The sequence below is a fragment of the Paenibacillus sp. PK1-4R genome (assembly GCF_030369595.1).
GTDB lineage: Bacteria > Bacillota > Bacilli > Paenibacillales > Paenibacillaceae > Paenibacillus.
The window spans coordinates 3,908,648-3,935,490 of record NZ_CP126535.1 but is presented as its reverse complement, the minus strand read 5'-3'; the positions used below and the strand labels follow the sequence as shown (position 1 = coordinate 3,935,490).

Below are 26,843 nucleotides of genomic sequence, written 5' to 3'. Positions count from 1 at the left end.
ATCGGTTGTATTTCCGTCATTATCTCATTCCAATCAATGCATATGGATCAGACAGAAGGTTTCTCAATTCAACCCAAACTCTATGAAACGAATTGAAGGAGGACATTCCAGTATGACACATCAGGATTATCGTTATAAGCAGGCTTTCCCCAAGATTGGTATTCGTCCCACGATTGATGGAAGACGCAAGGGTGTTCGGGAGTCACTGGAAGAACAAACGATGCGGATGGCGACGTCTGTTGCGGAACTGCTTGCAGCCGAACTACGTTATCCTGACGGCTCCGCAGTAGAGTGCGTTGTGGCCGAGACCTGTATTGGCGGAGTGGCCGAAGCGGCCGCAGCATCAGAACTGTTTAGCCGTTCCAACGTGGGCGTAACGATCACCGTGACACCGTGCTGGTGTTATGGTACGGAAACGATGGACATGTCACCATCCATTCCTACAGCCATCTGGGGTTTTAACGGAACTGAACGTCCGGGTGCTGTATATCTGGCGGCAGTTCTCTCTGCCCATGCACAGAAGGGGATTCCTGCCTTTGGAATCTATGGAGAGGATGTTCAAGACGGCGGGGATACAACCATTCCCGATGATGTGCGTGAGAAATTGCTCCGGTTCAGCCGTGCGGGGCTTGCTGTCGCTACCTTGAAAGGGCAAGCGTATCTGTCCATTGGATCGGTATCCATGGGGATCGCAGGCTCGATTGTGAACGATTCATTTTTCCAGGAGTATCTGGGCATGCGCAATGAATACGTGGATATGAGCGAACTCACTCGCCGGATCGAAGAAGAAATCTACGATCCTGAGGAGTATAAGCTCGCACTGGCCTGGGTGAAGGAGAATTGTAGCGAAGGTCCGGACAACAACGCTGCCCATCTGCAAACAGATCGTAAACGCAAAGAGTACGAATGGGAAACGGTTGTGAAAATGACCCAAATCGTGCGTGACTTGATGGCTGGCAATCCAAGATTGGCAGAGCTTGGTTTTACAGAGGAATCGATGGGTCACCACGCAATTGTATCCGGCTTCCAGGGACAACGGCAGTGGACGGATCATTCTCCGAACGGAGATTTTCTGGAGTCGATATTAAATTCTTCCTTTGACTGGAATGGCAAACGTGCGCCTTATCTGGTTGCAACGGAGAATGACAGCCTGAACGGGGTATCGATGTTGTTCGGTTCGCTGCTTACACATACGGCACAGATCTTCGCTGATGTGCGTACGTATTGGAGCCCGGATTCAGTACAGCGTGTGACGGGGCACCAGTTGGAAGGAAACGCGAAGGATGGCATTCTGCATCTGATTAACTCCGGTTCCGCAGCTTTGGATGGCACAGGACAACAGTCCAGAGACGGGAAGCCTGTCCTCAAGCCATTCTGGGAAATTACAGATGAGGAAGTTCAGGACTGCCTGAAAGCAACATCGTGGAGACCGGCATCCGTAGAGTATTTCCGCGGTGGCGGCTATTCAGCGGATTTCCTGACCAAAGGCGGTATGCCTGTAACGATGACACGTCTGAATCTGGTCAAAGGACTGGGACCCGTGCTGCAAATCGCTCAGGGTTACACGGTCGATCTGCCTGAAGATGTGCATGATACGCTGGATCAGCGGACAGACCCAACCTGGCCATCCACCTGGTTTGCTCCTGTTCTAACCGGATCGGGAGCGTTTACTTCAGTATACGAGGTCATGAATCAATGGGGCGCCAACCATGGCTCCATCTCGTATGGACACATCGGTGCTGATCTGATTACACTTGCTTCCATGCTTCGCATTCCGGTAAATATGCATAATGTACCTGAAACGGAGATTTTCCGTCCCCGTGCATGGGGATTGTTCGGCACAAGTGAGCCGGAGAGTGCAGACTACCGTGCTTGCAGTGTGTTTGGTCCGTTGTATCGTTAAAATAAAGTTCCATTCCTGTCAAACGCCATGTTCCTTGTGAAATGAGGTAACATGGCGTTCTCTTGAAAGCTGTGTTCAGAACTCGAATACGGCTTATCGCGTAGAGTTAAGGAGGCTTGAAAGAATGGGCAATCAAGCAACACATGTGCTTGCTGCCGACTATGGCGCTGGTAGTGGACGCGTTGTCCGGGGTTCTTTTGATGGAAGCAAACTCTCGTTACAAGAAGTGCATCGATTTAACAACGAACCTGTGCAGCTGAGGGACGGATTGTATTGGGATTTCTTGCGACTTTTTCATGAATTAAAACAAGGAATTGTGAAAGGGACGCAAGGCATCTCTCCATCGGTCCGTTCTATAGCTGTGGATACGTGGGGAGTGGACTATGGACTGGTGGATGGGGCGGGAAGATTATGCTCGAATCCGCGTCACTATCGGGAAGCACGTAATGCGCAGTGGATGGAAGAAGTTCTGCACATGGTGAAAGAGGAAGAACTGTATGCCATGTCCGGCGTTCTGCCGCAACAAATCAATACGGTATTCCAACTGTTAGGCAGTGTACGAGAGCAGGCCGAAGGTTTGCGTCCGGATGTGCGCATGTTATTTATGCCGGATTTATTTCACTATTATCTATCTGGTCAGCAGGCTTGTGAGTATACGATTGCAAGTACGAGTGGGCTGTTGCATGCAGGCGAGGCGCGTTGGAATGAACATCTGATCGGGCGTCTCGGTATACCGGAAACATTATTTCCAAAACTCGTTCAGCCCGGTACCGTGCTGGGCAATTTAACGAATGAGTTGTGCGCGGAGTTACGGACTGGACCGATGCAGGTAGTCTCTGTGGGATCACATGATACGGCATCTGCCTTGGCAGCGATTCCTGCGATGGATTCGGATTTCGCTTTTATCAGCTGTGGAACCTGGTCTCTTATGGGGGTGGAGCGTGATACGCCTGTATTGGATGACCGAAGTCGTGCATTAGGATTCACCAATGAAGGGACCGTGAATGGCAAAGTACGTACCCTGAAAAATCGTTCAGGCCTGTGGCTGCTACAGGAATGCAAACGACAGTTGGAGCGGGAGAATCAACTTTTTACACATGAAGAACTGATTCAATTGGCTACCTTGGCAACGCCGCATCAAAGTTATGTATCGCCGGGAGATGGCGTGTATTTGGCGCCAGGAAATATGGCTGAACGAATACGGCAACAATGCAGTCTCACCGGACAGACTGTACCCAAAACGACTGGAGCGATTGTACGCTGCATTCTGGAAAGTCTTGCACTGGAATTCAGACAAACGCTGGATGAACTGCAGTTGATTACAGGTACAAGACCTCGTGTCATTCATATGGTTGGTGGCGGTGTGCACAATCGACTATTGTGCCAGTTTACAGCCAATGCAGCCGGTGTACCGGTGGTGGCAGGGCCGGCAGAGGCGACTTCAGCGGGAAATTGCATGCTGCAATTCCTTGCGCATGGAGAAGTGCGTAGTTTGGCCGAGGTACGGGAGGTCATGGCCGCTTCCTTTTCCCCCGAGACCTATGAACCTGAGGATACAGAGCTGTGGCAAGAAGCTTATGAAAACTACCAAAGTCTGAATCAAATCAAAAGGTAATGAACCGATTTAATGCAATGAGCATTAACGCAAAATGCTAAAAAGAAAAGTATGAGGAGTGGTGCGCAACATGTCTGAACAGCAAATAAGGGAAGAGTTGACGAAATATGCCCGCAGAGCAGTTGCCCAAGGGTTGGTGGTAGGACCCGGTGGGAATCTGAGCGCTCGTTCTGGGGGAACGATGTTGTTGTCTCCAAGTGGTTATGCACTTGAAGACCTGGAACCGGACGAGTGGATCGCTATTGATATCGAGACAGGGGAAACTAGCGCAGGATCAACACGTCCATCTTCCGAAGTATTAATGCATCTGTATAGTTATCGTGTGAATCCTGATATCCAAGCCATTGTGCATACGCATCCGGCATATACGATCGCACTTAGTCTCGTTTTCGATGAATTGCCTCACTTGTTCCCTGATCAGTCCGCTTTGGTAGGTGATATCGGATTTGTTCCATATGTTCTGCCAACAACGAAACAACTTGCCGATGCAGTCTCAGCAAAGGTAGAAGAACATACGGCACTCATTCTCGTCAATCACGGATTGGTTACGACCGGTAAAAACCTCCGCGAAGCCTATTACCGCACTCAGGTGGTGGAAGAAAGCGCGAAGGTATATATGATCGCCAAGGCAGCGGGGGAACCCAAAGTGTTAACTGCTGAAGAATATAAGGAGATCCAATCCCTTGAAAGTGAAGCCTATCGTGTGCAGTTGCTGCAACAACTCAAGTCCTGAAAAGATTGCTATATTAAGGGCAGATTGCATCCTTCAGTTAAACGCTGGAATAAAGGATGTGAAATGCTCTTTTTTAATTTTAATTTTGATTTGAAAAAGCGCAGAGTATAGCTGTGGAAATAATTCGTACTAATTTGATGAGAATTGTTGAAATTGTGATGCCTGCAAGGTATACTAACGTTAATCATCAGTGAGTAACAACTACGAAGAAGATTAAAAAACAATTAAGTATCTAAGAGGGGTGAAATCAGTGGGTCCTGAGCTAAACGAAATGGAGTTGGAATACGAACTGCTAAAGCAGCTTCGAGACGCTAATGCTCCCATCGGGGCCAGTACGTTGGTTCATACTTTGGGCAAAACGTATGGTCTGAGTCAGGCAACCATCGGAAGAAGACTTATGGAGATGGATGTTGAAGGTTTTACAGTTCTGGAAGGTCGCAAGGGAAGGACTTTGACCGAACAGGGTCTGGATCGAATGAAGACGTTGGAAAAAGATTTACAGCAACAAAGCGTGAATTCACAGTTAATTCAGATGCTGAACCATTCCGGGGAAAAGGCTCTGCTAGATGTTCTCGTTGCCAGAAGGGCGCTTGAGCGGGAGATCGCTTCCCTGGCAGCACAACGTGCCTCGAAAGAATACATAGTACTGTTGCAAGCATCTATTGCCAACCAGCATGAATTGCTTTCCAAGAATATTATACCATACGAGGAGGACCGGGAGTTTCACAGATTGCTGGCTTATGCTGCGCAAAACCAAATTCTTCTGCACGCGGTTGAACTGGTATGGGAGACAAGCCGCGATTTTCTGGAAACCGCGTATATTCGCCGGAGAGTAGGAAGTGAATTAGTTGTGGATCATCAGCAGATTCTGGATGCTATAGTAGCAGGCTCTCCGGAGCAGGCTGAAGCGGCAATGGTGAATCATATCAACCAAATGATCGATGATGTCAAACGTTATTTCGCCATGCAAAATCAATAACAATCCTTAGAATGAGACCCTGTGATAAAGGAGTTGAGCTTGTGGATACAATCTACCGTTTAGGCATAGATATCGGAGGTACTTTCACAGATGCGCTGGTGATGGACCATCAGGGCAGCGTGATTGCGGCGCTCAAGACGCCATCGATTGCAACAGCTCCGGAACAGGCGATTTTTAACGCACTTGATCAACTCAAGGCGAATGGTGTGAACATTCGTGAGATTGATCTATTTGTGCATGGAACAACACTTGGCGTTAACACGTTAATTGAACGAAATGGTGCAGTTACAGGTCTGCTGGTCACTAAAGGATTCCGCGATATTCTTGAAATCCGGCGATTGCGACTTGAGGATACAACCAATCTGTACGGTGACAAGACAGATGCATTAGTACCGAGACATCGTGTCAAGGAAGTTGATGAACGGGTCATTGCGAGTGGGGGCATACTCCAGCCACTAAATCAGGAACAACTGCTGCAAGCGGTGGATGAGCTGGTGGAGGATGGCGTTACTGCTTTGGCGATTAGCTTTTTACATGCTTATGTGAATCCTGCTCATGAACAGCTTGCGGAAGATCTGATCAGGGAGCGTTATCCGCAACTGTTCATCTGCCGAAGCAGCGCCATCTGGCCACAACAGCGAGAGTTCGAACGAACACTCGCAACGGCCATGAACGCTTATGTAGGTGAACGGATGGGGTCTTACTTCCTGCGTCTGCAAGAAGGGATTCAGGCATACGGCCTCAAAGCCAACTTGCTGTCGACCATGTCCAACGGTGGAATTATGACGGCTGCCAGAGCGGCTAATGAGCCGGTACGTACGCTTCTGTCCGGGCCTGCTTCCGGTGTAATCGCCGCGACCCATATCGCTGAACGAGCGGGCATTCATCAGGTCATCACATTTGACATGGGCGGGACAAGTGTTGACGTTGCCCTCATTGACAAAGAACCAGCCTATTCATCTGAGAACAAGGTTGGAGATTTTCCTGTCATCATTCCTGCTGTTGATGTAACGGCTATAGGAGCAGGTGGTGGTTCAATTGCCTGGCTCGATTCCGTAGGCGTGCTCAAGGTTGGACCACGCAGCGCGGGAGCCAACCCCGGTCCGGCCTGTTATCAGCGCGGGGGAGAAGAGCCGACAACTACAGATGCCTATCTACAGCTCGGTATCCTGCATGCTGACCGTTTCCTTGGCGGACAAATGCGTCTGTATCCCGAACTTGCAGAGCGTACTCTTTCCAACCTGGGAGAGAAGCTTGGACTGAATGCCGAACAAACTGCACAAGCCATTCTTGATGTGGCAACTGCCAATATGTACGCCCAGTTTTCTCCCCTCATGGCTCGCAAGGGTGTTGATCCCCGCGATTTTACGTTGCTCGCATATGGTGGAGCTGGTCCGATGCATGCTTTTCTGATGGCACGCGAGGTAGGTATCGGCAGAGTACTGATCCCGCCATCTCCGGGAACATTGTGTGCCATGGGCTGCACGGTTGCCAATCTTCGCAATGATTTCGTTCATACGTTACACAAAAGTACCCAGACTCTGGAGTCTGGTGAATTAAGATCTCTTTTCACTGAATTGGAAAACCAGGGACGTAGCTGGGTCGATGAGGAAGCCCGTGGTGGTGTCAAGCTGGACAATATTTATTGCCTATACAGTGCGGATATGCGATATGAGGGACAGGCCTTTGATCTCGAGGTCACGCTGACATTGGAAGAAATTGAAGATCCCAAGAAGGCAGGGATTAAATTCCATACGTCTTACCAAAACGTGTTTGGCATTAGTCAGCCAGAGGCAGAGGTCATGTTTGTAAGTCTCAGAGCGACCATTGTTGGTGTTTTGCCTACCCGTAACACGGTAGATCCGGTAGATTTGCCATTCGACGAGAGTGCAGCGGAAGAACGGATCATTACCTTTGACCATGTACAGCAGACAGCCAAGGTACTGAAAAGGGGACAGATTCCATCGGTGGATGCTCCCATCCCCGGCCCGATTATTGTGGAGGAATATGATACAACGATTTTTATCCCGCCTGGATATAAGGTATACCGGGATGTCCACGGGAACGTGATTGGGGAGGTGGAAGCATGATCGGCGACAAGGTCTTTCTTGAGATTTTTAACAACCGAATTCAAGCTGCCGTGGAAGAAATGGCGAATGTTGTTCTGCGCACAGGCTTCACCGCTTTTGTCAAAGAAACAGGCGATTTTGGAACCTACCTCTTATCTCCTTCCGGGGAAACGTTCGGGTCACCGCTGGAGACGGGGTACAATCTGTCCCTAGGCATTCCAGCTGCTGCGACCATTAACAGCATAGAAGACTGGAAAGAAGGGGATCTCGTCATATGTAATGATCCTTATTCCACTAAAGGCATGGTCACACACCTTCCAGACATTCATCTCATCAAGCCTTATTTTCACGAAGGGCGAATCATCGCTTACGGCATGTGCTTTGTTCATTCATCCGATGTGGGCGGCAAGGTACCGGGGAGCGTATCTCCTAGCGCCTACGATATTCATATGGAAGGCATTCGAATCGCACCAGTCAAGCTGTATGAAGCTGGTGTTCTGAACGAGCAGATCCTGCGCATGTTTCTGGACAACAGCCGAATTCCGGAGCAAAATCTCGGTGATCTCAAAGCGCTTATGGCTGCATTGAATCGGGGAGAGCAGCGGCTTGAGGAACTCATTGCACGTTATGGTGTGGAAAAAATTCAGCAGGGCATCGAACAATTGCTGGAATACGCCGAGCTGAAGGCACGTGCTATCGTGCAGGATATCCCGGACGGTTCCTATGACTTCTGGGACTATCTGGAGAAAGGGCCAGGGGGATATCCAATCCGGCTGCGCTGCAAAATGACGATTGCAGGCAGTGACATTCATCTGGACTTTAGCGGCACCGATCCTCAGGTCAGGGCTTCATTCAACATTCCCACCCACAACCAACAGGGGCATTACATGCTGGTGCCCGCACTTATTCGTTATTTCCGTACGCTCGATCCGACCATTCCTTGGAATTCGGGCATGATTCGCATGGTGCGAAATTACGCGCCGCCTGCTTCCGTACTTAACCCGGAGCCGATGGCAGCAGTTGGGGCACGTGCTGCGACCTTTATCCGGCTTATGGACGTCATCACGGGTGCTTTGGGAAAAGCTCAGGGCAGTATGGTTCCCGCGGCAGGAGCTGGACAAGCCTGCATCGTCATGATGGCGATGACAGATGCATCCGATGGCAAGAAAAAGGTTGGCGTGATTCAGCCGATCTGCGGAGGTTCGGGAGCTAGGCCGATGAAAGACGGCATTGATGGCATGGATTTTGCGGTCGGTCATCTTCGGAATATTCCTGTGGAAACGGTAGAATCCGAGATGCCTGTGTTGATCGAACATTATGGTCTTCGTGCCGACTCGGCAGGTGCAGGAACCTTCCGTGGCGGAAGCGGAATTGATTTATGTGTCAGAATTCTAACACCGGATACGGTGATGACGGCCAGAAACATGGAGCGTATGGAGTTCCAGCCTTGGGGCAGGCTCGGTGGCGGCGTAGGTTCACATGGAGAAGCGATTCTTAATGCTGGGCGCGCAAGTGAGCATCATCTGGGAAGAATTGATGAGCTGCTGCTTCAACCTGGAGAAACGGTTACGTTCTTGTCGCAAGGCGGAGGCGGATATGGTGATCCACTTGAACGCGACCCACGCCTAGTTCTGGATGATGTAAGAAGAGGGCTAGTATCCAAGGAGAAAGCTCTTGAGTTATACGGTGTTGTGATTGACGGCCTGGAGCTGAACGAGAGAAAAACCGAACAAATGCGAGCCAAGCGATCACGCCAGCAGGAGGAATTCGCCTATGGCAAAGCGCGGGAGCAATTTGAAGACATATGGAGCGATGAGATGCAGGTAACGCTAAATCAGGCCTTGCTGAATGCTCCGCTTGCACTAAGAGACTACCTGAAGCGTCAGACCATGGGCGTTGTAGAGGAGAAGTATAAGGATTCCCTATCTGTAGATCCACGGGAGATATCCGACATTATGGAAGGTTTACGCCAGCAAATAGGGTTGCATTGATCAAGTGTATGGAGACTATCTAGTTCTGTCATATCGGTAAAACCAACTACATGGATGGGGGAATTTGTATGTTCAAATCCAATAAAAAACGCTTTCTCAGCCTCGCCTCTCTGACACTGGCCGGTACATTGGTGCTTTCGGCCTGCGGTGGAGCAGGCAGCTCAAGTAATACTGCCGGAGAGAGCGACTCTTCAGGAGCAAGCGGAGACAAAGTTAAGCTGACGATGTTTATCTGGGCTGGCTCCAATCAGGATGTTGTACCCAAAGAAGTGGTTGCCGAGTATGTGAAAGAACATCCCAACGTTGAAGTCACCTTTGAGGAATCCTCCAATTCGGTAATGTACCCAAAAATGGTCGCAGGCAAGCAGGCTGATGCCAACAATCCGGTGGTTAACTTCGGTTACTTCAATGCAGATGCGACGGCAAAAGGATTGAATGATGACATGTGGGAGCCGCTGGATACAAGTATTGTGACCAATATCAAGGATATCCCGGAGTCCTTCCACAAGCCAGACAATAAAGGTGTGGTCTGGGGCGTTTCGAGCTTCGCCCTGGTGTATAACAAAGACCTGGTGAAAACGCCGCCTACCAGCTGGAACGATCTATGGGAAAACGAGGAGTTCAAAGGAAAAACTGCGCTCTGGGACTACATGTTCTATTCCTATATCTCCCCACTTATTGCTACCAAAGGTCAAGAGATTGGTGCATCCTATGAAAATCCCGAGCCAGCCTTCCAGTTCTGGGCAGATCGTAGTGACCAGATTGGCACATTGGTTTCATCCAATGATCAGCTGAAGGCACTTCTGGAGTCAGGTGATGCTCTCATTGCCCCATTCAGTGCACAGGTTGCACAGACATGGATTGATGGCGGTTCTCCACTGGCCGTAGCATATCCGAGTGAAGGTGCCATCTCCTTCCCGTACACACTTCAGGTAGTGAAAGGCTCAACACCAGAGCAGACACGTGTTGCAAACGAAATTATTAACGAATTGTTGAGCGCAGAGGCGCTGTCACAATACGCAGAAGCAACGGGTACACCAGTAACCAGTACGACAGCTGCAGTTCCGGACAAGTACAAGGATGATCCTTCATTCTCCGTCGAAACGCAAAGTAACGGCATTAATCCAGACTGGGATGTGCTTGCACAGAACAGTTCTTCCTGGAAAGAACTATGGGATCGACTCGTGAAAACAAAGCTTCAATAAAAGGATTGTTGCCAGGCACACAACGATTCCGGGTTCTGTTATGAACCTGGAATGGATGGGAGGGAATCAGAGATGAGCAGCGGACAAGAGACCATATCCATTGAAACAAGGGAAGTCACGAAGACTTATGGTAAGCGAGCCGCCGTTGATCAAGTAACACTCCAAGTGAAAAAGGGTGAATTCGTTTCCTTACTTGGTCCGAGTGGCTGTGGCAAAACCACACTGCTGCGCATGCTTGGCGGACTTGAGCAGCCGGATCAGGGCACCATTATGCTGGGAGGCCGGGATGTTACCGGCATCCCGGCCTATGGACGCAACAGCAACATGATTTTTCAGCAGCTTGCGTTGTTCCCTCATATGGATGTATTCAACAACATTGCCTATGGACTAAAGGTGAGGAAGTTACCAAAAGCCGATATCCAACGGCAGGTAGGTGAAATGCTTGATCTGGTCCAGCTCGGAGACTATGGCAGGCGTGCGGTATCTGAGCTGTCCGGGGGGCAGGCCCAACGCGTCGCCATTGCTCGCGCACTGATTAACAGACCTGAAGTGCTGCTGCTTGACGAACCTCTCTCTGCATTGGACATGCAGCTGCGTCTAGATATGCAGCGTGAACTGAAACGGATACAGCGTGAATTTGGCGGAACGTTTATCTTTGTAACGCATGATCAGAGCGAAGCAATGAATATGTCTGACCGAATTGGCGTCATGCGCGCCGGAAAGCTGCTGCAATACGCAACCCCTGATGAAATCTATGAAAGACCGGCCGATAGCTTCGTGGCCAAGTTTATTGGAGATACCAATCTCTTTGAGACGGAAGTGTTAGGACATGAGGTGAATGGAATTCGGGTAGAATGCTTTGGCAAGCCATTGCTGGTGAAAGTCAGTGATGGAAATGCCGTACCGAAAGCGGGAGCACAACATTCCTTATCGATCCGCAATGAGTATATTCGACTTGGAGAAGATGCAACTCATTGCCTGAACAAGCTGGATGGACATGTGATTGAAGCGGTGTATGGCGGAGCAAATATTCGATACAGTGTGCAGATTGCTGAAGGTTTTCTGGTTCAGGCCAGTGTGCTGCATCAGCGGGGAGTCTCACGTTATAGTCCAGGTGAGCCAATACAAATTGGCTTTGACCCAGAGGACGCGCTCTTGTTATCTGAACCCATTGATGACCGTGTACAGGGGGCAAGAATATGAACCGGATCGCGGAACGGATCGTGAATCTGTATTCCTTTGGAAACCGCACGTGGGTAACCCGGTTACTGCTTCTGTTGCCTGCGCTTGCTCTGATGGGCATCGTGTATCTGGGCGGGTTGCTGATCTTTGGCAGATATAGCTTTGATATGTATGAGAATGGAAAGCTTATTCGGGGCTGGGATTTAGGAGCTTATCGTGCTTTTCTGTCCGACCCTTATTATTGGAAGTTGATTGGCACAACGTTTCGCATTGCCTTCAAGGTTACGCTATGGAGTCTTCTGCTTGCATATCCGCTGGCGTATTGCATTGCCGGTCTAAAGAAGCCTGGCATGAAGCAATTGTTGTTGCTGCTCACGTTTCTTCCGCTACTGGTCAGTGCGGTTGTGCGTTCTTACGGATGGCAGCTGTTGCTGTCCAAACAGGGTTTCATGAACTGGTTGTTCATCCGTCTGGGGCTTACCGATGAAGGCTTCAGCATGATATACAACGAGACAGGTGTTGTTGTGGCCCTTGTCCATATTTTCTTGCCATTTATGGTCTTCCCGATCCTGAATGTACTGTCCCAAAGTGACGCTTCCTTAAAGGCAGCTGCTCAGGATCTGGGGGCGGGCAGCTGGAGAACGTTCCTTACCATTACCCTGCCTTTATCGGCAAGAGGTATTGCAAGCGGAGTACAGATTGTGTTCACGTTATGCCTCACCGCATTCACCACACCTCAACTGATCGGTGGCGGAAGAGTCATGACACTTCCGGTGTTTATATATCAGCGAACCTTGGATACCAACTGGCCGATGGCTGCGGTTGCCAGCCTGTTTTTACTTGTGTCTTCCATTGTTGTCTCGTTGCTTGTGAATAAAGGAGCAGAAACGTTGATGTTCCGTCGTTCCCGTAAGGGAGGTCAGGCGTATGGTTAAATCGAACAGGGGCAACAAGCTGTTGCTCTATATCTTTGTGGGTGCCGTAGCGATTTATTTGCTGCTGCCACTGCTGATGATTATGTTGACATCTGTAGGCTCAGGTTCAGCCAGCAAATTCCCGCCAGAAGGTCTGACCTTGAAGTGGTATGCCAATCTGAGTGAGCAGACCCAGTTTCTCGATGCATTCAAGAACAGCCTCATTGCTTCTACAGGGGCGGTTCTGCTGGCGTTGATTACAGGTACGCTTGCTGCGCTAGCAATCTTGCAATACCCTTTCCCGGGCTCTGGTATCTTAAGGGCATTTTTTGTATCTCCGATGGTTATGCCGAAAATTACGCTGGGTATCGCATACCTGATTTTATTCTCGAAAATGCATATTGCAGGCGGACTGTTTGCACTTATTTTGGGTGAAGCGGTCATTGTGCTGCCATTTGTGCTCACTATTGTGGGCAGTGCGTTAGCCAATCTGCACCCGGCTCATCGGGAAGCTGCCGCGGACCTTGGCGCAGGGCCGATGCACATTTTTTTCACAATTACGCTGCCACAGCTCCGACTATCCCTGCTTCTGTCAGGCTCAATCGCTTTTGTCTTCACTTTCGATCAGGTTGAGGCTGCACTGCTGTTGCTCCGTCAGGAAAGCTACACGTTGCCAATACAGCTATTCCTGTATATGGAGAAATGGCAGGACCCAACGATAGCCGTGGTGTCTGTTGTATTGATCGCGTTTGCGCTGGCTCTGTTTATGACGATTAAACTAGTGCTGCGCTCTGTACCAGGACTTGAAAGTTTGTTTGGTCGCAGGAAAATAAAAGGAGGTCTGGATCAAAATGAATAATTCACAGCATCTATCCCATAGCTCAGGTCTGAACCGGGACCGGGCGGAAGAAGTGATGAAAACTAAGGGGCTAAGCGCCCTGATCGCAACTACTCCGGAGAACATTCACTATGTCATCGGGTCCCAGCTGCGTGCAAGCAACTGGACCATGCAGATTTATGCGGTTCTGCCTGCCGACAGATCTGCTAAGCCGTGTATCATCATTCCAACGAATCGGTTGGGCGTTGTGGCCCAGTTCGGTATTACGGGGGTAGATATATTTGCCTACAGTGATTTCTTCGTGGAAGGTTCAATTGAAGGCAAACCTTCCACTGACGACATTGATCTCTTTTATTCTCTCCTGCAAACGACGGTTATTCATCCAGGTCCTGTTGAAGCACTCAAGGCAGCGTTAAAACAGCTTGAGATCGAAGATCAGCCGATTGGAATCGATGAGATGCGGATCGCTCCCGATATTCTGACGAGAATCAAGGAGGAGGTTCCTGACAGACCGGTAATTCCTGCATATAAGTTGTTCCGAGAAATCCGCCTGGTCAAGACACCTTTTGAAATCGAGCAACTTCGTCAGGCTGCCCAATTAAATGAACGGATTGAGCAGGAACTAATTGACCTGATTGCCGCAGGTATTCATGAGAAGCAACTTGCCGATCATTATCGTCTGGCTGTGATGCGAGCAGGTGGAACTCCAGCAATGACAGCGGTAGGGGCAGGGCCACGCAGTGCGTTGCCACTCATTGAAAATTATTTTCATACGATTGAGACCGGAGATCAGATCCGTTTCGATCTTTGCCTACAGCTGGAAGGTTACTGGGGAGATACGGGCCGCACGGTTGTTGCAGGGGAGCCTACCGCTTGGATGAAAAAACATTTTGCTGCGGTCAAAAGTGGATGGGAGACGGCACTTGAAACGGTGCGCCCTGGCGTCAGGGCGTCGGAAGTATTCCATGCTGCAGTGTCTCGCGTACAGCGTGAGGGGATTCCGCATTACCGACGTCAGCATGTCGGACATGCCATCGGGTTGGAACTGTACGACGATATAACCCTCTCCCCGGGTGACCAGCGGATACTGGAGCCCGGTATGGTGTTATGTGTTGAGATACCATATTACGAGCTAGGTGCTGGTGGATTCCAAATCGAAGATACAATTGTTGTAACGCCAGATGGTTATGAGTTTCTGACCCATATGGAGCGGAAACTGTTCACTAAATAACGATAAATGGAAGGCTTCACTGACCGGCGATCAGACCACAGTCGATCCAAGAAGCTTTCTTACTGAGAAAGTTGGAACATCCATGATTCAGCAGGGAACTAAGACGTTTCGTAACATTAGCCTTGCACTGTTCGCCGGAGGTTTTGTCACTTTTGCTTTGCTCTACAGCCTCCAGCCCCTGATGCCTGAGATTAGCGACGCATTCTCCATTACGCCGGCACACGCCAGTCTCACGCTATCGGTAACAACGATCGCCATGGCACTGACGATGCTGTTCATCGGGTCCTTGTCTGATTCTGTGGGCCGACGCTTTATTATGACAGCGGCACTGGTGATATCTTCTGTTATTGCTTTACTGAGCGCATTCAGCTTGGGATATACGGAGCTTCTTCTGCTTCGTATTCTTCAGGGGGTGGCACTCGCGGGGTTGCCAGCGATAGCCATGACATATCTGTCAGAAGAAATTGAACCTAGAAGTCTTGGTTATGCCATGGGCCTATATATCAGTGGCAATTCGATAGGTGGCATGGCCGGCCGTTTCATCAGCGGTGTGGTGACAGACTGGTTCAGTTGGCGCGCTGCAGTGGGTTTCATTGGTATTCTTGGACTGTGTGCAGCCGTTATTTTTTGGCTTGTCATCCCGCCATCCCGTCATTTTGTCAAAGCTGCACCCGGATTCAAAAATCCAATACCTTTTTTGTGGTCACAATGTCGCAATCCAAGGCTGTTATGCCTGTATGGACTCGGTTTTCTCCTGATGGGGGGATTCGTGACCCTGTTCAACTATATCGGTTTTGAATTAACGGGTGAACCCTATCATCTTAGCCAGTCTATCGTTGGAAGTCTTTTTGTGGTATATCTGATGGGCACGGTAAGCAGCACCTGGATGGGCAGGCTGGCAGATCGGTACGGCAGGTCACATGTGCTTGGAATCGCGCTGGGAATTATTCTGGCTGGTGCAGTCTGTACCGTTCATCCAGCACTTTGGGTCAAAATTATCGGACTCGCCCTGTTTGCCTTTGGATTCTTTGGCGGTCATTCCATCACAAGCAGTTGGGTTGGACTCGTGGCCAATCAGCACAAATCCCAAGCCAATGCGTTGTATTTATTTTTCTACTATCTTGGTTCAAGCGTAAGTGGAACAGGAGGTGGACTGCTTTACAGCCATCTGGGATGGATAGGCATTGTGGGGATGATCGGTGTGTATGTTTTGATCGGTTTTGTCTTGTGTAATTTGCTTGTTCACAGGTTGAAGGGACAGGCTACATAAATCAACTTTTTCCGACAGCTATTGCATATCCTGAAATACCGAGTATAATACTTGGTAAATAGACGAAAAGGGGATGCAATAAACGATGAAAACACATGCTGAATTGAACTCACTTCTTGTTGACGATTATCTGGATCTCCTGAACATTGCGAAACAGCTAGGTGATGACGAATGGAAAGATGCTATTCTGCAAGCATTGAAGGAAGAAGTCGATGCGAATCATCATCTGGATTCCAAAGAGGTAAGACAGGATTTATGGGTTCAATTTGAAGGCATTAATGAACAAATGCATGATCTGTTAATGCAACTGAAGCATGCCGACAGTCCTGAGGAGAAAGAGCAGATTATTGAAATGATCTGGGGATTAAAAGTAGACCGTCATGCGATCACACGTAAACTTGAAACCATGAGCCGTGCCAGCGCTGGACATCAATAAGCTCTAGGTTGATTATACATTGAAAACCCGCGAGTTTCCTGGGATTATCCCCTAGGTAGCACGCGGGTTTTGTTTATGATTTGAGTGTTTACTACACTGCTGATGATGCCATTAGGCATCCTTCGTAATCAAAAGCGGACTTTTTGAACTACCTCTCTTAAAACTGTTTTGCGAAAGTGCGTGCTTGCTCTATAGCCTGTTGCTTGATCTCATCCGCTCGATCTTTATATTGATTGTGACCCTCAACAAAAATTCCATCAAGCTTCGGCACGCCAAGGAAAGACATGATAATACTCAGATAACGATGACCGGATTCCATCTGAGCCGCTGGGCCTTCGGAATAAATGCCACCGCGAGCCTGAATATGCAACGCTTTTTTGTCGGACAACAGTCCAACAGGACCTTGTTCGGTATAACGAAATGTTTTGCCAGCTACGCAGATCGAGTCGACATAAGCCTTCAGAATTGGAGGGAACGAGAAGTTCCACATCGGGGTTACAAAAACATATTTATCTGCTGCGGCAAATTGATCCGACAGTTCATTCAAACGGCTTACTTTGGTCTGCTCTTCGGCAGTCAGATCACTGCCCGATTGCAGTTTGCCCCAACCACTGAAGACATCCGCATCGATATGCGGAATATCCGAACGATACAGATCGAGGTGAACGACCTCATCAGAAGGGTGACTTTCACGATACGCATCAATAAATGCTTTGCCCGTAGCCATGCTGAAGGAGGTTTCATGATCATGAGGATGGGCAGTAATATACAATAAGGTAGACATGTAGTTCTTCCTCTCTGTGCGATTAATGGGGTGAAGCGATCTTGGCAATGATGAAGCGACCGCAGTAGTATGCATCGTTTCCCCCGTTTTATACGTCAGAAAGGCATATGAATAATTGATCATGATACTGAATTGGATGCTATATGGTGACCAGATACTCAATCCATGTATAATATACAGGACGAGTATTTATTTTCCAAAGACAATAGGGTGAGTGAGATGAGCGCACATGGGAATGGACCTGGAGAAGCAACGATTAAGCATTGAAGCAGCGAAATTGTATTATCAGTCCGATTATAGCCAGCAGGATATTGCCGCAAGGCTGGGCGTGTCGCGTCCAACGGTGTCAAGATTACTTCAGTACGCCAAAGATCGTGGATACGTCCGGATTGAAATTATGGACCCGCTGGAGGATATCGACATCATTGCCGGAGAACTTAAGTCGAAATATGATCTGGATACGGCACTTGTGTGTTTTGCCCCGTTGAAGAGTGATGAGGAAATACAGAAGCATATCAGCAAACGAGCAGCAGACTACCTTCAAGAGACGGTTCAGGATGCGGATATCATCGGGGTGACTTGGGGAACAACCATGCATGCTGTAGCACGCCAACTTCGTCCCAAGCAGGTTAAAGGTGTCGAAGTCGTGCAATTGAAGGGGGGCGTAAGCCACTCCCATGTCAATACGTATGCAGCTGAGATTGTTCATTTGTTCGCTGAGGCATTCCATACGGTACCAAGGTATTTGCCACTGCCCGTTATTTTCGACAACATTGAAGTAAAAAACATGGTGGAAGCCGATCGGCATATTGGCAGAATCGTAGAGCTTGGCAGACAGGCCAACATTGCTTTGTTTACCGTGGGTACTGTGAAGGAAGATGCGTTACTGTTCAGGCTCGGTTACTTCAATGAAGAAGAGCAACAACTGCTGATGAACTCCGGTGCAGGTGACATTTGTTCACGTTTTTTCGACGCGGAAGGTCAGTTGATCAGTGAAGAGATTAACAGCAGAACTGTTGGAATTGATCTAGCCGAGTTGAGAAATAAGGAAAAATCAATTCTTGTTGCCGGGGGGCAACGCAAAATTGAAGCCATTCATGCGGCTCTTAAAGGTCATTACGCAAATATTCTGGTCACGGACCAGTACACAGCGCAGGCATTACTTCGATTTTAATTTCAAATGGATATGGATGACAACATCTGCCACGCAAAAAGGGCGGATGTTTTGCTTTTTTAGGAAGAAAATATAACGAAGAAGAAATGTAAGTGTAACTGTGAACAAAAGTTCAAGTTGATTTTTACATATGTTCATGTTAGTGTAAGGGTATAGAAAATAACTAGTTCAGATAAGGGAGAGATTCAATTGACTACACCACAATTAGCTAAAATGATCGACCATACGTTGCTTCGTGCGGACGCAACGCAAAGTGAAATGGCCAAGTTAACCGAAGAAGCAAAGCAATATCAGTTTGCTTCCGTATGTGTTAACCCAGGCTGGGTTGCTTATGCTGCTGAGCAGTTGCAGGGTTCTGGCGTAGATATCTGCACCGTTATTGGTTTCCCTCTGGGAGCATCTACATCAGAGACAAAAGCTTTCGAAACGAAAGATGCGATTGCTAAAGGTGCAACTGAAGTCGATATGGTCATCAACATCAGTGCTTTGAAAGATGGCAAAGATGATTTCGTTGAACAAGATATTCGTGCTGTTGTTGAAGCGGCTGCGGGTAAAGCTTTGGTGAAAGTTATTATTGAAACTTGTCTGTTGACGGATGAAGAGAAAGTACGTGCTTGTCAGGCAGCTGTGCGAGCTGGAGCTGATTTTGTTAAGACTTCTACAGGTTTCTCCACAGGTGGAGCAACGCCAGAAGATATCGCTTTGATGCGTCGTACTGTAGGTCCTGTTGTTGGCGTTAAAGCTTCCGGTGGCGTACGTAGCCTGGAAGATATGCAGAAAATGATCGAAGCGGGTGCGACTCGGATCGGTGCAAGTTCTGGCGTGAAGATTATGCAGGGTGGTCAGTCTACATCTTCTTATTAAACAAAAGCCTCTTATTAAGAAAAAGCTTAATAAATAAAAGTAATGTTATATTCTCTGTACTTGGGCGTTCGACTCAGGTACAGGGAATACAACTTACACTTATATTTTAATTAACGGAACTTATTGTAAGCGCTTCATAAGTTTTCTGAAAGATTACTGATAAAAATGCTTAAGAACCCTTTGAGCTGAATTTCCACATCCGGCTTAACTACCTTCAAAGGAGAGATCAAATGAAATTTCTAATTGCCCTTCTTGGTTTACTCGTTGTTTTTGGACTGGCTTATATCGCAAGCAACGGTAAAAAGAAGATTCGCTACCGGCCACTGGCCGTAATGGTTGTTTTACAGGTGATCCTGGCGTATGCCTTGCTGAATACAGGGGTCGGGACATGGCTGATTGGCGGCTTCGCCACCGTATTTAAAAGTTTGCTTGATTATGCAAATGAAGGAATTGCGTTTGTATTTGGTGATTTGACGAAGGTTGAAGACGCAACTGGCGGGGTCCCATTCTTCCTGAACGTTCTGATGCCGATTGTTGTCATCTCTGCCCTCATTGGGATATTGCAGTATATCCGAATCTTACCTTTTGTTATAAAATATATTGGTCTGGTATTAAGCAAAATCAACGGAATGGGCAAACTGGAATCATATAACGCGGTTGCTTCGGCTGTATTGGGGCAATCTGAAGTGTTCATTTCTGTGAAAAAACAAATTGGGTTGTTGCCAAAACATCGGCTGTACACCTTGTGTGCTTCGGCGATGTCCACGGTATCGATGTCGATTGTCGGTGCCTATATGTCCATGATTGATCCGAAATATGTGGTTACGGCACTTGTGCTGAACCTGTTTGGCGGTTTTATCATTGCTTCCATTGTGAATCCTTATGAGGTTACAGAGGAAGAAGATATATTGGAAGTACAGGAAGAGGAGAAACAGTCCTTTTTCGAAATGCTCGGCGAATACATTCTGGATGGATTCAAAGTTGCCATCATCGTGGCTGCGATGTTAATCGGTTTTGTTGCCTTGATTGCACTTGTTAACGGAATTTTCAGCGCGGTGCTTGGCATTTCGTTCCAGGAGCTGCTTGGTTATGTGTTTGCACCATTAGCCTTTATTATGGGTGTTCCTTGGAAGGAAGCGATTCAGGCGGGAAGTATTATGGCAACCAAAATGGTATCCAACGAATTTGTTGCCATGCTTGCTCTAGCGAAGGAGACCTTATTGTCTGCCAGAACAACAGGGATCGTATCCGTCTTCCTCGTATCGTTCGCTAACTTCTCTTCCATCGGTATCATTGCCGGTGCGGTGAAGGGACTTCATGAGAAACAAGGTAATGTGGTAGCCCGCTTCGGTCTGAAACTGCTTTACGGTGCATCGCTTGTCAGTGTATTGTCAGCGATCATCGCCGGACTGTTCTTGTAAACCGGATTATTGGAAGGAGTGCTTAGGTTATGTCAACATTCAAAAGAGTACATCTGATCGTTATGGATTCTGTAGGGATCGGCGAAGCGCCGGATGCAGCAGAATTTGATGATTTTGATGTAGATACCTTCGGTCACATTGCACGTGAACGCGGAGGTCTGAAAATGCCTCACATGGCCAGTCTCGGACTGTCCAACATCAAAGAAATCGAGGGTGTCCCTGTAGCGGATGCACCTAAAGCGTATTACACCAAGATGCAGGAAGCATCCAGAGGCAAAGACACAATGACAGGTCACTGGGAGCTGATGGGTCTTTACATTGATACACCTTTCCGTGTGTTCGAGAACGGTTTTCCCGATGAGTTGATTCAGCGCATTGAAGAGAAAACAGGCCGCAAGGTAATTGGAAACAAACCGGCCAGCGGCACGGAAATTCTGGATGAGCTTGGTGCAGAGCATGTTGAAACTGGCGCGCTCATCGTGTACACATCCGCGGATTCGGTTCTGCAAATTGCTGCACATGAGGACGTTGTTCCACTGAAAGAACTGTATGAGATCTGTGAGTTCTGCCGTGAAATTACACTAGAAGATCCGTACATGCTCGGCCGCATTATTGCACGTCCATTTGTAGGTGAAGCGGGTAACTGGAAACGTACTGCAAATCGTCATGACTATGCGCTCAAACCTTTTGGTCGTACGGTTATGAATGAACTGCAAGATGGCGGATTTGATGTGATTGCTTTGGGTAAAATCGCAGATATCTATGATGGCGAAGGTGTAACCAAGGCTGTTCGTACCGTCTCCAACATGGATGGTATGGACAAGTTGTCCGAAACGATGGATGAAGAGTTCACTGGACTCAGCTTCCTGAACCTGGTTGATTTTGATGCCCTGTACGGTCACCGTCGTGATCCGCAAGGTTATGCTCAGGCACTTGAAGACTATGATGAACGGTTGCCAGAGATTTTTGCCAAAATGACCAATGATGATCTGCTGCTGATCACAGCTGACCATGGTAACGATCCAACATACCGCGGTACGGACCATACACGTGAATATGTACCACTGCTTGCCTACTCTCCGCGCTTCAGCGAGGGCAAAAAGCTTGATCTGCGCAGCACATTTGCTGACCTTGGCGCAACCGTAGCAGAGAACTTTGGAGTGAAAATGCCGGAATACGGCACCAGCTTCCTGAAGGATTTGAAATAAGTTTTTCAAAAAAATGGATAGGGGAGGTCGGAGTAGCTTGGGCTGCTCCGGTCCTGCCATCATAATAGACTAATTTGTATAACTGGAGGAGATTCATTCATGAGTACACATATTGGAGCAAAACCCGGGGATATCGCAGAAACGATCCTATTGCCAGGAGACCCATTGCGCGCGAAATATATCGCAGATACGTACCTCGAAGATGTTGTATGTTACAACGAAGTTCGTGGAATGCTCGGTTACACAGGTACATATCAAGGACACCGGATTTCGGTGCAAGGTTCAGGGATGGGTATTCCGTCCTTCGCCATCTATGCTAACGAATTGATCAGCGAATATGGCGTGAAAAACCTGATTCGTGTGGGTACTTGTGGCGGTATGCAGGAGCATGTACGTGTACGTGACGTCATCCTTGCACAAGCAGCATGTACAGACTCCAGTATGAACAAACACGTATTCGGTGGTTATGACTTCTCACCAATCGCTACGTTCTCCCTGCTGAAGGAAGCATATGACCGTGCAACAGCTAAAGGTATGAAAATTCATGTCGGTAACGTGTTCAGCTCCGATTCTTTCTACCGCGATGACCGTTCCGTAACCGAGAAGTTGATGAAACATGGCGTACTCGGCGTAGAGATGGAAACAACAGCACTATACACCATCGCTGCCAAGTTTGGTGTTAACGCACTGACGATCCTGACGGTAAGTGACCACTTGCTGACAGGCGAAGAAACCTCTGCCGAAGAGCGCCAAAAAACGTTCAACGATATGATGGTAGTTGCCCTGGACACAGCAATCACACTGTAATTGTTGTATTTAATATTCAATATCAATTGATTTGGATCGAAACTTTTGTTTGAAGCACGGAGTGAAGGAACCGGAATCGATTCTGAAGAAGCAAAGCGTTCGCCTAAAAGCTTTCTGAAAGAAAGCTGCTTCGGAAGGATATGCTGTCTCCGAGTTTTCTCCATTGCAAAATGGATCAAAAAAACTTGGAGACAACAGCGATCAAAAGAACGATCCGGAGCCGGAACGAATTAACATCAAAATGTTGTATAAGATGACAACGGATGTTCTTGTATTTTATATACAATAATCATTTGATTTTAATCGAAACTTTTGTTTGAAGCACGGAGTGAAGGACCCGGAATCGATTCTGAAGAAGCGAAGCGTTCGCCTAAAAGCTTTCTGAAAGAAAGCTGCTTCGGAAGGATATGCTGTTTCCGAGTTTTCCCATTGCAAAATGGATCAAAAAACTTGGAGACAACAACGATCAAAAGAACGATCCGGAGCCGTAACGGTCCCAGTACAAAGTGTTCTATACAAATCATTTACCCGAGGAGAGATCATCATGAGAATGGTAGACATTATTGCTAAGAAACGCGACGGAAAAGAACTGACAACAGCTGAGATTGATTTTGTTGTTCAAGGATACACACAAGGAGAAATCCCGGATTATCAAGTCAGCGCTTGGGCGATGGCAGTATTCTTCAAAGATATGACAGACAAGGAACGCGCTGATCTGACGATGTCGATGGTGAATTCCGGTGAAACGATCGATCTGTCCGCTATCGAAGGCATCAAAGTAGACAAGCATTCCACAGGTGGTGTGGGCGATACAACAACACTGGTACTCGCTCCACTCGTTGCTGCATTGGATGTCCCTGTTGCCAAAATGTCCGGACGTGGACTTGGTCATACGGGTGGTACAACAGACAAACTGGAATCCGTTGCTGGTTTCCACGTAGAACTTGAAAAAGAAGAGTTCATTCGTCTCGTAAACGAACATAAGGTTGCAGTTATCGGACAAAGTGGTAACTTAACGCCTGCAGACAAAAAGCTCTATGCACTGCGTGACGTAACAGCTACCGTTAACTCCATTCCACTGATCGCCAGCTCCATCATGAGTAAGAAAATTGCTGCAGGTGCTGATGCAATCGTATTGGATGTTAAAACGGGTGCTGGTGCATTCATGAAAACAACGGAAGATGCTAAAGAATTGGCACATGCCATGGTAAGCATCGGTAACAATGTTGGCCGTAAAACGATGGCTGTTATCTCCGATATGTCTCAACCACTGGGTCTGGCGATTGGTAACGCGCTTGAAGTGAAGGAAGCCATCCTCACACTGCAAGGTAAAGGTCCAAAAGATCTGGAAGAACTGTGTCTGGCACTTGGACGTCAGATGGTATTCCTTGCTGGCAAGGCAGATTCCTTGGAGCACGCTGAGGAGAAATTGAAAGAAGTGATCCAGAACGGTAAAGCACTGGAGAAATTCAAAGATTTCTTGGCAAACCAAGGCGGAGACGCTTCGGTTGTGGATCATCCAGATCGTTTGCCACAAGCACAATATCTGGTTGAAGTCCCAGCAGACAAAGACGGCTATGTTGCCGGAATCGTCGCTGACGAAATCGGAACTGCAGCAATGCTGCTCGGCGCAGGCCGTGCAACAAAAGAGTCCGAGATCGATCTCGCGGTTGGTCTGATGCTGAACAAAAAAGTGGGTGACCCAGTCAAAGCTGGTGAGTCCCTCGTAACGATTCATGCCAATCGTGAAGACGTAACAGACGTCATCGCGAAGATCAAAGAAAACATTACAATTGCGGATCATGCCGATGCTCCTGTATTGGTTCATGATATCGTAACGGAATAATACAATCAGAGCAGACGAGATGTAATCTCATGTCTGACTGAACATGAAAGCCCCAAAGCGATGTAATCCATAGCTTTGGGGCTTTTTGTCGTTGAAAAGTACGCTGTTAGTTATTGCGAGCAACTACGGGCTCTTTATTTTCTCATACGCCATCACTGAGTCCGCATTGGTATAAATATAAGGCGTGGATGGCTCAGCTACACGTGTCACCTTTGTTGCCCGAATTTCAATCGTATCCTTACCATTCACCTGTGCTGAGCCGATGCTACCATCGATTTGCACCCAGCTATCTGTAGGAAAGCTATCCGCTTCTGGAATGTGAATCATCACGCCAAAGGGAGCCGCATCCGCGGGGCAACACATGACGAGAAATCGTCCCAGTGCAAAATGTGATTCATGATCCATGCTTTTATCACGGTAGACAAACCCGGTTAAGGAGATATCTTTGCCTGCAAATTGTCGCTGGAACATATCAATCGTGCCGAGGGTTTCAGAGAAGATCTCGGGATAGACTCGGATGACCTGTTCTGCATACAACTTCTCCGCCAGTTCAGCGAATTCGCGGCTATACTCGTCTGGAGGAACGAATTGTACTTTGGTAGCCGTTGCAGGCTGAACGGTCGTTGGTTTTTGCTTGAGATCTTGTACATTTAATTGCGTTGCCGGATCAGGTAAAGGCTCTTTCCGACGAATCTCGGGAGGGGCATAAGTGAGAGACATGCCTTTCTGACTGGCCATGGAGCTGCCGAGCGCCCGATCAGGTAACAAAAATCCTAGCAACAAGGGTATGGCAATCAGACCATATACCATTGAGCTACGAAGGAAGCCCGAGGGTGGTGGATGTTCACAGTCGCAATGAACCTCGTTTCTGCCGAACAGTCCATGCCAGGCCATGATAACAGCAATAAACAATAAGGGAACAGGGCAGCATAACAGCAGTTTTTGCATGGTAGGAGCCAAATAATAATGAAGCGAATCACTTGAATTCAAATGAATAATGTATACCGCAAGACCGCCGATCCAGACCGCACGGATCAGGTTATGCCATTGAATGATGTGTGACCTTGGAACAGGAGGTTTGGTCATCGTATAGATAGTGTGGTTCATAACATCACCTCATTTCTATCAATCGTCAGGATGAAAGTTCATAGGATTAATCATTTAGGTCATGAAATATGTTTCGCAACCTTTATACCAGCAGATTAATCAACCATGAGCCAGCGAAGACAAGCGTAATAATGGCTAGACTTAGACCAATAACAAACCGGGTACGGAAGGTCGAGAGCAGCATCAGGGTGCTTTTGAAATCCAGCATTGGACCAAGCACTAGGAAGGATACCAGCGGCCCCAGAGCAAACGTATGTGAGAACGCTGAGGCCACAAAAGCATCAGAAGTGGAGCAGAGGGATAATACATAAGCAAAGCCCATCATGAACACGTAAGAGGCAACTGGACCATTACCAAGAGAGATCAGATCGCTGCGGCTAATGAATGTCTGGATGCAGGCTGTAATCAGGGCACCGATCACCAGATATTTGCTCATATCGACAAATTCATCTCCGGCGTGAATGAAGAAGCTGCGCCAGTTTTTCACATGGTTGTGATCGTGTGCATTTGCTTGCGCGTGAGGTTGCGCCATTTTAAAACCAGGATGCGTCTTAACCTCTGGCACTGCGACCTTTGGCATCCGAAGGGGATTTCGACGAACGAACAGATACACGAGCATACCTATGGAAGCAGCTACGGCAAAGGCCAGTCCCATGCGGGCAATGGTAATCTCAGGATGTGAGGGAAAGGCGAGCAAAGTTGCGGTAAATACGATGGGATTGACTACGGGACCACTCAGGATGAACGTCACTGCGATATAGGCTGGCATGCCTTTGTGCATCAACCTTCTCACTACTGGGATCATGCCACATTCACAAATGGGAAAAATAATACCGAGCAACCCTGCAACCAGCACCCCACCGATCGGATTCTTGGGCGTGAGTTTGCGGACCATTTCTTCGGATACGAACCACTGCATGAGCGAGGACAATAACACACCCATGAGCAGAAAAGGTGCGGCTTCAAGGAAAATACCTATGAATACGGTTTTCATATTTTGCAAAGCTTCACTGTTCCATGCTTCCTTCAAGTCTGGAGCCATTGTGATCAACACGGGAACAAGAAATGCACAAGGGATCAGGAAGGACAGGAGCTTCAGATTGGCTGCCATTTTCATGAAACAGACCTCCACAACTAGGACTTTGCTAAAATATATGCTTGTACGTGCGGCAACATACATCATTCCTATGTTTTAATCAACGTTTTTACGATTAATCAAGATTTTTCATCATATTAGAGTTGACAACCGAGAGAAAACTGCGGTAT

The 26,843-nt window shown here is 48.0% G+C and carries 22 protein-coding genes; 19 read left to right on the top strand and 3 right to left on the bottom strand.

The window, feature by feature from the left end:
- Nucleotides 1-112: 112 nt before the first annotated feature.
- The 13 genes from QNO02_RS16980 (at nucleotide 113) to QNO02_RS16920 (ending at nucleotide 16,366) form a co-directional block, all read left to right on the top strand.
- Complete coding sequence (locus QNO02_RS16980; RefSeq protein WP_289389432.1) at nucleotides 113-1,903, top strand: L-fucose isomerase; 1,791 nt, start codon at nucleotides 113-115, stop codon at nucleotides 1,901-1,903.
- Between the two features lie 124 nt (nucleotides 1,904-2,027).
- Nucleotides 2,028-3,518, top strand: coding sequence for a rhamnulokinase (locus QNO02_RS16975; protein WP_289389431.1), 1,491 nt, complete (start codon nucleotides 2,028-2,030; stop codon nucleotides 3,516-3,518).
- A gap of 70 nt (nucleotides 3,519-3,588) precedes the next feature.
- The gene (locus tag QNO02_RS16970; RefSeq protein WP_289389429.1) at nucleotides 3,589-4,251 is read left to right on the top strand and encodes a class II aldolase/adducin family protein; all 663 of its coding nucleotides are present in this window, start codon (nucleotides 3,589-3,591) and stop codon (nucleotides 4,249-4,251) included.
- A 250-nt stretch (nucleotides 4,252-4,501) separates the two neighbouring features.
- Entirely contained in the window at nucleotides 4,502-5,230 is a 729-nt protein-coding gene (locus QNO02_RS16965) for an FCD domain-containing protein (protein WP_245838229.1), read from the top strand.
- A 41-nt stretch (nucleotides 5,231-5,271) separates the two neighbouring features.
- A complete protein-coding gene (locus QNO02_RS16960; protein ID WP_289389428.1) occupies nucleotides 5,272-7,320 on the top strand; it encodes a hydantoinase/oxoprolinase family protein in 2,049 nt (682 codons plus the stop codon).
- Nucleotides 7,317-9,290: a hydantoinase B/oxoprolinase family protein gene (locus tag QNO02_RS16955; RefSeq protein ID WP_289389427.1), complete on the top strand. Its 1,974-nt coding sequence runs from the start codon at nucleotides 7,317-7,319 to the stop codon at nucleotides 9,288-9,290. The genes QNO02_RS16960 and QNO02_RS16955 overlap by 4 nt, the downstream gene beginning before the upstream one ends.
- Nucleotides 9,291-9,358: 68 nt before the next feature.
- Entirely contained in the window at nucleotides 9,359-10,495 is a 1,137-nt protein-coding gene (locus QNO02_RS16950; protein ID WP_289389426.1) for an ABC transporter substrate-binding protein, read from the top strand.
- A 72-nt stretch (nucleotides 10,496-10,567) separates the two neighbouring features.
- Nucleotides 10,568-11,698, top strand: a complete 1,131-nt coding sequence (locus tag QNO02_RS16945; RefSeq protein ID WP_289389425.1) for an ABC transporter ATP-binding protein — start codon at nucleotides 10,568-10,570, stop codon at nucleotides 11,696-11,698.
- Nucleotides 11,695-12,612, top strand: coding sequence for an ABC transporter permease (locus QNO02_RS16940; RefSeq protein WP_289389423.1), 918 nt, complete (start codon nucleotides 11,695-11,697; stop codon nucleotides 12,610-12,612). The genes QNO02_RS16945 and QNO02_RS16940 overlap by 4 nt, the downstream gene beginning before the upstream one ends.
- Nucleotides 12,605-13,450, top strand: a complete 846-nt coding sequence (locus QNO02_RS16935) for an ABC transporter permease (RefSeq protein WP_289389422.1) — start codon at nucleotides 12,605-12,607, stop codon at nucleotides 13,448-13,450. The genes QNO02_RS16940 and QNO02_RS16935 overlap by 8 nt, the downstream gene beginning before the upstream one ends.
- On the top strand, nucleotides 13,443-14,660 hold the full coding sequence (locus tag QNO02_RS16930) for a M24 family metallopeptidase (RefSeq protein WP_289389421.1): 1,218 nt from the start codon (nucleotides 13,443-13,445) through the stop codon (nucleotides 14,658-14,660). The genes QNO02_RS16935 and QNO02_RS16930 overlap by 8 nt, the downstream gene beginning before the upstream one ends.
- 82 nt (nucleotides 14,661-14,742) lie before the next feature.
- Nucleotides 14,743-15,930: an MFS transporter gene (locus QNO02_RS16925; RefSeq protein ID WP_133385113.1), complete on the top strand. Its 1,188-nt coding sequence runs from the start codon at nucleotides 14,743-14,745 to the stop codon at nucleotides 15,928-15,930.
- A gap of 85 nt (nucleotides 15,931-16,015) precedes the next feature.
- Nucleotides 16,016-16,366, top strand: coding sequence for a hypothetical protein (locus QNO02_RS16920; protein WP_289389420.1), 351 nt, complete (start codon nucleotides 16,016-16,018; stop codon nucleotides 16,364-16,366).
- 157 nt (nucleotides 16,367-16,523) lie between these two features.
- On the opposite strand, the gene QNO02_RS16915 is transcribed toward QNO02_RS16920, so the two are convergent.
- Complete coding sequence (locus QNO02_RS16915; RefSeq protein WP_074095370.1) at nucleotides 16,524-17,150, bottom strand: FMN-dependent NADH-azoreductase; 627 nt, start codon at nucleotides 17,148-17,150, stop codon at nucleotides 16,524-16,526.
- Nucleotides 17,151-17,385: 235 nt separating this feature from the next.
- Between QNO02_RS16915 and deoR the strand changes: the two genes are divergently transcribed.
- The 6 genes from deoR (at nucleotide 17,386) to QNO02_RS16885 (ending at nucleotide 24,470) form a co-directional block, all read left to right on the top strand.
- Nucleotides 17,386-18,324, top strand: coding sequence for a DNA-binding transcriptional repressor DeoR (gene deoR / locus QNO02_RS16910; RefSeq protein WP_062836066.1), 939 nt, complete (start codon nucleotides 17,386-17,388; stop codon nucleotides 18,322-18,324).
- Nucleotides 18,325-18,537: 213 nt separating this feature from the next.
- Complete coding sequence (gene deoC / locus QNO02_RS16905; protein WP_289392805.1) at nucleotides 18,538-19,188, top strand: deoxyribose-phosphate aldolase; 651 nt, start codon at nucleotides 18,538-18,540, stop codon at nucleotides 19,186-19,188.
- 230 nt (nucleotides 19,189-19,418) lie between these two features.
- On the top strand, nucleotides 19,419-20,609 hold the full coding sequence (locus QNO02_RS16900) for a NupC/NupG family nucleoside CNT transporter (protein ID WP_133385110.1): 1,191 nt from the start codon (nucleotides 19,419-19,421) through the stop codon (nucleotides 20,607-20,609).
- A 29-nt stretch (nucleotides 20,610-20,638) separates the two neighbouring features.
- On the top strand, nucleotides 20,639-21,817 hold the full coding sequence (gene deoB, locus QNO02_RS16895; RefSeq protein WP_289389419.1) for a phosphopentomutase: 1,179 nt from the start codon (nucleotides 20,639-20,641) through the stop codon (nucleotides 21,815-21,817).
- 99 nt (nucleotides 21,818-21,916) lie between these two features.
- On the top strand, nucleotides 21,917-22,624 hold the full coding sequence (deoD, locus tag QNO02_RS16890; protein WP_017688193.1) for a purine-nucleoside phosphorylase: 708 nt from the start codon (nucleotides 21,917-21,919) through the stop codon (nucleotides 22,622-22,624).
- A gap of 544 nt (nucleotides 22,625-23,168) precedes the next feature.
- A complete protein-coding gene (locus QNO02_RS16885; protein WP_150366780.1) occupies nucleotides 23,169-24,470 on the top strand; it encodes a pyrimidine-nucleoside phosphorylase in 1,302 nt (433 codons plus the stop codon).
- A gap of 123 nt (nucleotides 24,471-24,593) precedes the next feature.
- Here QNO02_RS16885 and QNO02_RS16880 read toward each other — a convergent pair whose 3' ends face one another.
- Complete coding sequence (locus QNO02_RS16880) at nucleotides 24,594-25,577, bottom strand: TIGR03943 family putative permease subunit (RefSeq protein ID WP_289389418.1); 984 nt, start codon at nucleotides 25,575-25,577, stop codon at nucleotides 24,594-24,596.
- An 82-nt stretch (nucleotides 25,578-25,659) separates the two neighbouring features.
- Nucleotides 25,660-26,694, bottom strand: a complete 1,035-nt coding sequence (locus QNO02_RS16875) for a permease (protein ID WP_249912541.1) — start codon at nucleotides 26,692-26,694, stop codon at nucleotides 25,660-25,662.
- Nucleotides 26,695-26,843 lie beyond the last annotated feature (149 nt).